8 protein-coding genes, 1 tRNA gene and 2 pseudogenes are annotated in these 8,005 nt (G+C 66.6%); 3 read left to right on the forward strand and 8 right to left on the reverse strand.

Annotated features, from left to right (window positions below):
* Together FVW20_RS02535 and FVW20_RS02540 are read left to right on the forward strand one after the other, a co-directional pair.
* A partial coding sequence (locus FVW20_RS02535; protein ID WP_196608158.1) for a polysaccharide biosynthesis/export family protein occupies positions 1-1,550 on the forward strand: 1,550 nt, incomplete at its 5' end.
* A 27-nt stretch (positions 1,551-1,577) separates the two neighbouring features.
* Positions 1,578-1,832, forward strand: coding sequence for a hypothetical protein (locus FVW20_RS02540; RefSeq protein ID WP_196608159.1), 255 nt, complete (start codon positions 1,578-1,580; stop codon positions 1,830-1,832).
* 310 nt (positions 1,833-2,142) lie between these two features.
* Here FVW20_RS02540 and FVW20_RS02545 read toward each other — a convergent pair whose 3' ends face one another.
* Positions 2,143-3,297 (reverse strand): hypothetical protein, encoded by a 1,155-nt coding sequence (locus FVW20_RS02545; protein ID WP_196608164.1) that lies wholly within the window; start codon positions 3,295-3,297, stop codon positions 2,143-2,145.
* A gap of 312 nt (positions 3,298-3,609) precedes the next feature.
* Between FVW20_RS02545 and FVW20_RS02550 the strand changes: the two genes are divergently transcribed.
* Positions 3,610-3,685, forward strand: a tRNA-Val gene (locus FVW20_RS02550).
* 10 nt (positions 3,686-3,695) lie between these two features.
* On the opposite strand, the gene FVW20_RS19965 is transcribed toward FVW20_RS02550, so the two are convergent.
* The 7 genes and pseudogenes from FVW20_RS19965 to FVW20_RS02580 form a co-directional block, all read right to left on the reverse strand.
* The gene (locus FVW20_RS19965; protein ID WP_196608160.1) at positions 3,696-4,637 is read right to left on the reverse strand and encodes a tyrosine-type recombinase/integrase; all 942 of its coding nucleotides are present in this window, start codon (positions 4,635-4,637) and stop codon (positions 3,696-3,698) included.
* A gap of 381 nt (positions 4,638-5,018) precedes the next feature.
* Entirely contained in the window at positions 5,019-5,426 is a 408-nt protein-coding gene (locus FVW20_RS19580) for a hypothetical protein (RefSeq protein ID WP_231038801.1), read from the reverse strand.
* A 196-nt stretch (positions 5,427-5,622) separates the two neighbouring features.
* Positions 5,623-6,072, reverse strand: a pseudogene (locus tag FVW20_RS20100) (DNA cytosine methyltransferase); the annotation flags it as partial.
* A gap of 111 nt (positions 6,073-6,183) precedes the next feature.
* On the reverse strand, positions 6,184-6,363 hold the full coding sequence (locus FVW20_RS02565) for a hypothetical protein (RefSeq protein ID WP_116308221.1): 180 nt from the start codon (positions 6,361-6,363) through the stop codon (positions 6,184-6,186).
* A 158-nt stretch (positions 6,364-6,521) separates the two neighbouring features.
* The gene (locus tag FVW20_RS02570) at positions 6,522-6,845 is read right to left on the reverse strand and encodes a hypothetical protein (protein WP_196608162.1); all 324 of its coding nucleotides are present in this window, start codon (positions 6,843-6,845) and stop codon (positions 6,522-6,524) included.
* 29 nt (positions 6,846-6,874) lie between these two features.
* On the reverse strand, positions 6,875-7,780 hold the full coding sequence (locus tag FVW20_RS02575) for a hypothetical protein (protein WP_196608163.1): 906 nt from the start codon (positions 7,778-7,780) through the stop codon (positions 6,875-6,877).
* 16 nt (positions 7,781-7,796) lie between these two features.
* A pseudogene (locus FVW20_RS02580) lies at positions 7,797-8,005 on the reverse strand (DUF1351 domain-containing protein); the annotation flags it as partial.

Consider the following 8,005-nt stretch of genomic DNA (forward strand, 5'->3'; position numbering starts at 1 on the left):
GCACCGCCGCGCTTGCCGCTCCGTCCGAGGCCAAGTCGCCCGCGTCGTCCGGGGCCGCCCAGGCTCCCGGTGCCGACCTGCCGCCCTTCGCCGCCAACCTGTTCCAGGGCAACTTCGGGCAGGCCCGCAGTGCCGAGGCGCGTGAACTGACACCTGGTGACCGGCTGGTGCTGCGCCTGTGGGGCGACCGCAACTTCGACGGCGTGGTCACGGTGAACGACGCGGGCGAGATAGACCTGCAAGACCTGGGGGCCGTGCCCGTGGCGGGCCTTGCCCAGGCCCAGGTGACGGAGGCCATCCGCAGCAAGCTCAGCGCGTCGGGCGTGGAGAACGTGCAGGTCTACGTCAGCCCGCTGGACGGGCGGCCCGTGTCGGTCTTCGTCACCGGGTTCGTCATGAAGCCGGGCCGCTACAACGGCTCGCCGTCCGACTCGGTGCTGGCCTTCCTGGACCGGGCGGGCGGCATCGACCCCCGGCGCGGCAGCTACCGCACCATCCGCCTGCTGCGCGGCGGCGCGGAACTGGGCAGCTTCGACCTGTATCCCTTCGCGCTCAAGGGCGCGCTGCCGCTGGTGCGCCTGCTGGATGGCGACACCATCGTGGTGGGCGAAAAGGGCCCCGCCGTGTCCGCCAGCGGCGAGATACGCAACGCCGCGCGCTTCGAATTCCGCAAGGGCGAGGCCACCGGAGCCAGGCTGGCCGAAATGGCCGACCCGCTGGCCATGGCCTCGCACGCCAGCATCGTGGGCACCCGCAACGGCGCGCCCTTCAACCTGTACCTGCCCCTGCGCGAATTTCGCACCCTGCCGCTGGCCGACGGCGACCGGGTGGAATTTCTGGCCGACACCCCCGGCGACACCATCATGGTCGAGGTGCAGGGAGCCATCCGGGGGGCATCGCGCTATCCGCTGAAGCGCACCGCCCGCCTGCGCGACGTGCAGCAGTACATTGCCGTGGACGCCGACAGGGCCGACCTTTCCGGCCTGTACATCAAGCGGCGCAGCGTGGCGGCCCGCCAGAAGCGCGCCATAGAGGACGCCCTGCGCAGGCTGGAGGAAAGCTCGTTCACGGCCACCTCGGCCAGCCCGGAAGAGGCGCAGATCCGCAACCACGAGGCGGAGATGATCGCCAAGTTCGCCGAAAAGGCCCGCAACGTGACGCCAGAGGGCATCGTGGTGGTGGGCAGCGGCGGCAAGGTGGCCGACATCGCGCTGGAGGATGGCGACGTCATCGTCATCCCCGAAAAGAGCGACGTGGTGCTGGTGACCGGAGAGGTGGTGATGCCCCAGGCCATCGTGTGGAACGGCGACAGACGCCTGAAGGATTACGTGCGGGGAGCGGGCGGCTACACCAACCGCGCGGACACCGGCAACATCCTGCTGGTGCGCCCCAACGGCGAGGTGTTCCGCACGTCCGACACCACCATTGCGGCGGGCGACCAACTGCTGGTGCTGCCGCGCGTGGATTCCAAGAATCTGCAGACGGTCAAGGACATGTCGCAGATTCTCTACCAGATCGCGGTGGCCACCAAGGTGGTCATCGGGTTGTAGGCCCGCCGGGCCTGCCGGGAGACGGACATGAAGGATGCCGACATGAAGGGTGCCGACAGGGACGCTTCGGAAGCGGGCCTGACCGAGGAGGAACGCCGCGCCCTGCGCGCCGCCCGGCGCGATGCCCTGCTTGACGTGCCGCTGGATCTGCGCACCCGTGTGCAGGAGGACAAGCGCCGCAAGCGGCGTGATGCCCCCAAGCACAAGGGGCGGGCCTTCGAGGACGACGACAGCGGGGCCGGGGGAAGGGGCGGAACGAGGGGAAAGGACGGGGACGAGTAGCCGATCGGGCCGGTACCGGCCAGACAGAGCCGACATGGCCAAACTGGGACGACCTGGGCCAGACTGGCCCGTGCAGGGCCAGGTTGAACCGGATCGGGCCGGTGTTGCGGCCATGCCGGGTAGAGCGGGATTTTCAGGCGGGTTCCCTGCGGGGGGCTGCCGGACGGAATGACGAAAAGAGCACCGGTGGGTCGCATCCATCGGCGCTCTTTTCGTTCCGGCCATGCCGGGGAATTTCGATCGGCGGGCCGAGGCATGCGGAGCAGGGGAAAAGGGGCGCAGGGGCTGCCCGCGCATCCTGCCGCGCCGGTTACGCCGTGCAGCAGGTCTTGCGCAGGGTTTCCATTTCCTCTTCCTCGTCGGCGGGGTTGCCCAGGTCCAGCACATGGCGGCCCAGCACGTAGTGCATCAGGCGGGGCTTTTCGGCCGATTCCTCCAGCGCGTCGATGATGCGGGCAATGCGCCGCGTGGAACGCAGCACGCCGTCCAGTTGCTCCGTCAACTGCGTGGTGTCCATGCCGTGCAGGGCATTGGCCAGCCGCGCGGCGGCGGCGTGGGCCTTGGAGCCTTCGGGCAAAAGCCCGCGCAACTCGTCGGCGGCGTGTACGGCGTCGTCCCAGTCGTCGGCCATGTCGTCGAGTAGTTCCGCGCAGTATTCCGCATGGTTGCGCAGGATAGCCAGGGCGTTGTTACCGTGGTGGGCCACTGCCCCGGCGGCCTTTTCCAGCGCATCGCGGGCCACGGCCACGCGGCTGCCGGTGGTCAGGGCCACGATGCGCGAGCACTTGGCCAGAAAGCGGGCGTCGTAACTGTCAAAGCCGTGTTCGCGCTCGGAATACAGCAGCACCAGCCCGAAGGGCGGGCGCCCGCCCCGGTCGCGCAGCACGAAGGCCAGGCGCGAGCGGTAGCCCACCTTGTAGGCCATGCAGTCGTACGAATCGCCGCCGCGGTCCATGCCCATCAGGTTGTTGGAGAGCACGTGGCGGGTGCCGTCGCACACCGCGCGCATGACCGGGTGCCCGGCCAGCCCTTCTTCCAGCACCGGCGAAAAGAGCGGGATGGGCCCGCCGTCGGCGCGTTCCGCAGCGATGATCTGCCATTCGCCGTCGTCGTCGCGCAGGCGGCACACGAACATGTCGGCGTGAAAGGCGCGCAGCAGCACGGCTGCGCTTTCGCGCAGGACCATTTCCGGCGGGGCCATTTCGTCGGCGATGCCAAGCAGTTCGCTGGTGACGCGCAGCAGGGTTTCCGCGTCGTGGCGCTGGGCGGTGAGGCCGGACAGCAACTGTATCAGGTCGCGCCAGTTGCGGATGGGCGCGGCGTGCATGTCGGGACGCCAGCCCGTGTCCAGCACGGCCTTGGCAGCGGGCAGCAGGGCGACAATGGCGGCGCGCGCCTTGGGCGGCGCGGAGCGGAGCAGCAGGGAGATGTCCTGCCGCAACGTGCGGGGGGCTGTGGGGGGCATGAGGGGCGGATTCACGGTCCGTCGGCCGGTTCGCGAGTCGGCGCGTGCATCGGTGTCCGCACGCCGCTGAGGGCGGTGGCACGGCGGACACAGGGCCGCGAGTGCTACATAGATATCCGACGTCACAATGTCCAGTACAAAAGCACAAGGTGTTTGACATGACCGCCGCCCCTGCACTAAGAGCAGTATCCCGTCACGGGCGGCAGCAGGTTGCAGCAAGCCGCAGCCGTCCGTTGCCAAACGGAGAGGGGCGGGGCATGGCGCTTTCGGGCGACATGACGTAGTATCCTGCCAGGATTGCCTTGCCTACCGGGGCGGTTAGCTCAGCTGGTAGAGCGTCGGCCTTACAAGCCGAATGCCGGGGGTTCGATCCCCTCACCGCCCACCATTGTTTGCAACTAGTTGTGAGTCACCAAGTGAGTAGCCGCCAAGCATGGCTCACTTGGTGACTCACTTTTTGTTCTGTCGAACACCCCGTCCAGGGACGCCTGCACGCCGCGCAACGAGGTGAGGTAGCGCGAGGTGGTCAGGGCGCTCCGGTGGCGCAGGATGGCCTGGATCACCGAGAGCGGCACCCCGGCCCCGTCGAGCATCGACGCGCTCAGGTGTCTGATTGCGTGGAAGCCGAAGCGGCGCACTCCAGCCTTGTCGCACAGCGAGTACATGAGGTGCGTTGCGGATACCCAAGGGGTTCCCCGGCTGCTGACGAAGACATGCTCGCGGAAGCCCATTTGCAGGCGGTGGCGCAAGAGGCAATCGTGCAGGGCCTGGGTCATGGGTATCCAGTCCTCTTCAAGCCCGCCGCCCTTGCGTTTCCGCGTCCAGAGCCGGAGACGGCGGTTGGCGAAGTCGAGGTCGTTCCGCTGCATGCGGAACAACTCTTCCTTGCGGGCCGCCGTGTGCAGCGCCGTGAACAGCATGGCGCGTTCATCCGGTGACTTCGCCGCGTCGTGGACCTTCCAGAAGTCCTCGGGTGTCGGGACGTATTTCGGGCGTTTGTCTTCCCTGTACCGCTCCACGCGCCACGGGCATGGCTCTGGCAGCTTGAAGGCGCGCACGCCCCACGAATAGGCCGCGAGGATGTTCTTGCGCCGCCGGTTGGCCTGCGCGCCGCTGATGCGCCGGGCAATGCCGTCCAGGTGCGCCTCGATCAGGGCGTAGGTCACGCGCTGGACAGGCAGGGACGGCTTCACGTCGGCCAGCAGTTCACGAAACGCCTGTCTCTTCTCCCCGTACGTCTTGTCCGCCATGCCGCGCGCCTGCACGTGATCCAGGTACGCCGTGAAGAGCGCCGCCAAGGAGACCGTGCCGGTCACCGTATCGGGCTGCGTCACCTTCACGCTCTCTTCCCACGCCACGGCTTCCCGCCATGTGGTGCAACGATGCTCCCGGTGCTTCCCGCTCGGAAGCTTCACCCTCCCATAGATCACCGGTTTTCCGTGCCGGTCTTTCCTCGTTATTGGCATCATTCCTCCATTGAAGGGCGCGTTCGACGTTGGCCGAATAGAACAGCCAGGCGCGCCCGCGTTTGATGCCGCCAAGTTCCTTGGCGTGGGCATACAGACGTTTCACCGTCCAGCCAAGAGACGCGGCGAGGTCTTCGGGGGAGATGAGGGGGCCGAGAGCCGGGAGGGGCGCGCACAGTCGGGTAGATGGCTGTGGTGTGTTGCTTCCGGTTGTGGGGTGCATGTCCTACATCTCCTTGTGAGCGGGGTGACACGCTAGATATGCTTCGATGAATGCCTGCGCTTGTGGCGCGACGATGGCATTGCCGTAGCCGCGCAGTCGTCCCACACGGGCGAGAGTCCCATGAGCCAACGGGAATGAGCCGGGTTCAACTGCCCGCCATTTTCCATCCCGGCAGAATAGCCAGTCAGCATCTCGCCAGTGACCGTTAGTCGGGCCGGTTCCGAGCTCAGGAAGCCCACGTGCGCCTGCGAGGCCAGCCCCATGTTCACCTTGCGTCCGCTCGGGTGCTGCCCCGACATGCTCGTTTCCGGGTGCGGGCGCTTCCCGCCGTTTCCATCTGCCGCGGCTGGGGTGGCCCAGCCTGACAGAAACGCCGTCCGCGCCAATTGGTCGATGCGGTTGCGGAACTTCCCGCTCTTGTCGAACGCTTCCTGCGCCATCCCCGGCGTATCCTTCCAATCCCGTGCTGAACACGTTGGCCACCCCGCAAACTCTGCACTCCGCACCAGACATGCACAGCCGTGTCTTGTCCCGTGCTTTTCCTTCTGGCCCGCCGATCTCCCGGTTGTGTCGTGAGCTTGGGGCGTCGGCCACCCAATACAGGCGTTGTCGGATGTGCGGCGCGCCGAAGCCCGCAGCGCAGGTATCGACCGCCCCGCAGGCGTAACCCGTCGCTTCCATGTCAGTGAGTACAAGGTCGAGCCAAGAAAGACCGTCTTTGCTTGCAACCTGTTCTCCAAAGACGACATCAGGGCGGCACTGCGAGATGAGATGATAGAATGCTGGCCAAAGATGCCGCTCGTCAGCAAACCCAACGCCTTTGCCTGCCGCGCTGAAAGGCTGACAAGGACAGGAGCCGGTCCACACAGGTCTGTTGTCGGGCCATCCGGCAAGTCGCAGGGCATAGCTCCACACCCCGATACCGGCAAAGAAGTGGCACTGGTTAAACCCGGCAAGGTCAGTTGGAACGACATCTTCAATGCTCCTCTCATCGACTTCCCCGGGAGCAATGTGCCCGGCCTTGATGAGTTCGCGCAGCCATGCAGCAGCGAATGGGTCATGCTCGTTGTAATATGCAAGTGCCATTGAGATTCCTGTTTGTTTTCTCCCGTCCGACCACACCGGGGTGGTGTGGCCGGAGTGCCCGCAGCGACGGAGGAGGGAGGTTTTGTCGCTGCGGGTGTTGGGGGGAGGGAACTATTTCTTGCGGTGGCAGAACGGGCACGTCCGGAGTTTGGAGTTGGTGCCGCAATGGGGGCATGCCCTGGGTTTGCTGCCGTCGGTCAGTCGGGCCATCTTGCAGGCCCCGTTGATGGCAGCGAAGTTTTTGGTGGGGCGGGGCTTCTTGGCCGGTGCGGCCTCGTTGCCTTCATGCATTCAGGTGACCTCCTTTGCCGGGGGGCTTGCACCCCCCGGCGGGCTCCTCAAGCCCGGACAGCGAGACAGGCCCTGCTAGTTGCGTGTGATCGCTGCCCGGTTGGCCGTGACGACCCGGCACGGAAGGGAGGATGCCCGGTCGCCACGGCTGTGCCGGGTCAGGAGGCCTTCACCATGTCGGGGAACCACAGGGCGGCCCAGGGGCACGCCGTTCCCGAGACTTCCTTGTCCCCGTCCAGCTTGAGGACAAACGCCCGTTGGCCACCTTCAACGGGGCGCATGTACACGGCGGTGGTGAGGTCTTCGTCCTGATTGCCGAACATCACGATCTCGCCGGGCTTGAGTGTGGCGATGCGCTTGGCGTAGGCAAGGGCATCGCCCTCGTTCTCGAACTTCGGGAAGTTGGCGCGCTTCCGTTCGCAGGCGCAGTCCTCCATCCCCATCTTGGCCAGAATCCCCAGAAAACCAGCTTCACCAGTCATGTCTTGCTCCTTGGGTCAGGGGTGGTCGGTTACTGCACCGCTTCGGCTTCGGCGTGTGCGGCCATGGGCGGGATGTGGGGGTAGTCGGGATCAAGGTCGGAATCGTCCGGGCCGTCATCGCCCGGCGCGTCATCCCCGGTCGCCTCGGCGTCGTGGGCATCGAAGCCGGGGGCGTCATCGGGCTGTTCCTCGCCGCTGTCGGGCTCGTGGTCAGCAGACTGGCCCGTCGGGTCCGGCCGGGTGTTCATGGTCAGGGGAAGTTGCCGTTCCTCGGCAGTCATCTTGCGGCGCCGCACTTCCTCGTGGGGCGGATGGGCGTCGGTCCAGACCATTTCGCAGGTGTTGTAGTCGGCCACCAGGTCGCAGAAGATTTCGCGCGTCTCGGTGCCTTCGCGCACGACCTTGGACAGGGCGCGGCGTTCATCTTCCTTGGCGTCGATCTGCTTCTTCAACGCCTTGCTCACCCGGTCGCGTTCGGTTTCCAGTTCCTCGATCTCGTCATCGAGCCGGGCCATCTCGTCGGCGTACTCGGCCTTCTCGGCCTGCGTCAGTTCCTGCGTGACGGTGATCGTTTCCTGCCGCAGCCAGTTCTGGTCATTGGCAACCGCCGACGCGCCGGGTTCTTCGGTTGCCGCGTCGTCTTCGCCGGAGGCGTCGTCATGCTCGGCATCGACCGGAGCCGGGGCCGCGCCCATGCCGTCGGTCAGGCCCTTCTCGTCGCCCAGCCACTCGGGTAGGTTGATGACCACGCCGGTGTCGCCCTTGGTGCCGGTGAATTCGATCTGGCTGAGGGGCAACCAGTCCTCGACCTCGCCGCAGCGGATGAGGATTGCGGCGTCGGTCTCCTGAAGGATGTCGGCGGTGACGGTGATGAAGACGGTGTTCTCGGGGAGATCGGCCTGAACCGGGGCCTTTTCCTTCTTCCTGCGGGCCATGGGGCCTCCTTTCCGGCTACGCGGCGCGCATGCCGGGGGTGCGGGTGAACGACGCGCAAAGGCTTTCGAGATGCCGGAGCGAGGCCAATACAGCGGGCTCGCGCATGGCGTCGTATTCGAGCGTGATGGTCAGCGTCTTGCGCAGGGGGCGTCCGGGTGCGGCGGCGGGGGCCACGGGCTGGAGCACCTGCGCGGACCGGGGCGGAGTGGCGGCGGGAGCCGCCG

The organism is Nitratidesulfovibrio oxamicus (assembly GCF_015731765.1).
GTDB classification, from domain to species: domain Bacteria; phylum Desulfobacterota; class Desulfovibrionia; order Desulfovibrionales; family Desulfovibrionaceae; genus Cupidesulfovibrio; species Cupidesulfovibrio oxamicus.

What these genes read in the sequence shown, in the direction of transcription:
- FVW20_RS19580 (WP_231038801.1), bottom strand. Translation starts at nt 5,426, where the DNA reads ATGGCGCAGGAAGCGTTCGACAAGAGCGGGAAGTTCCGCAACCGCATC.
- FVW20_RS02540 (WP_196608159.1), top strand. Translation starts at nt 1,578, where the DNA reads ATGAAGGATGCCGACATGAAGGGTGCCGACAGGGACGCTTCGGAAGCG.
- FVW20_RS02570 (WP_196608162.1), bottom strand. Translation starts at nt 6,845, where the DNA reads ATGACTGGTGAAGCTGGTTTTCTGGGGATTCTGGCCAAGATGGGGATG.
- FVW20_RS02575 (WP_196608163.1), bottom strand. Translation starts at nt 7,780, where the DNA reads ATGGCCCGCAGGAAGAAGGAAAAGGCCCCGGTTCAGGCCGATCTCCCC.
- FVW20_RS02565 (WP_116308221.1), bottom strand. Translation starts at nt 6,363, where the DNA reads ATGCATGAAGGCAACGAGGCCGCACCGGCCAAGAAGCCCCGCCCCACC.
- FVW20_RS02545 (WP_196608164.1), bottom strand. Translation starts at nt 3,297, where the DNA reads ATGCCCCCCACAGCCCCCCGCACGTTGCGGCAGGACATCTCCCTGCTG.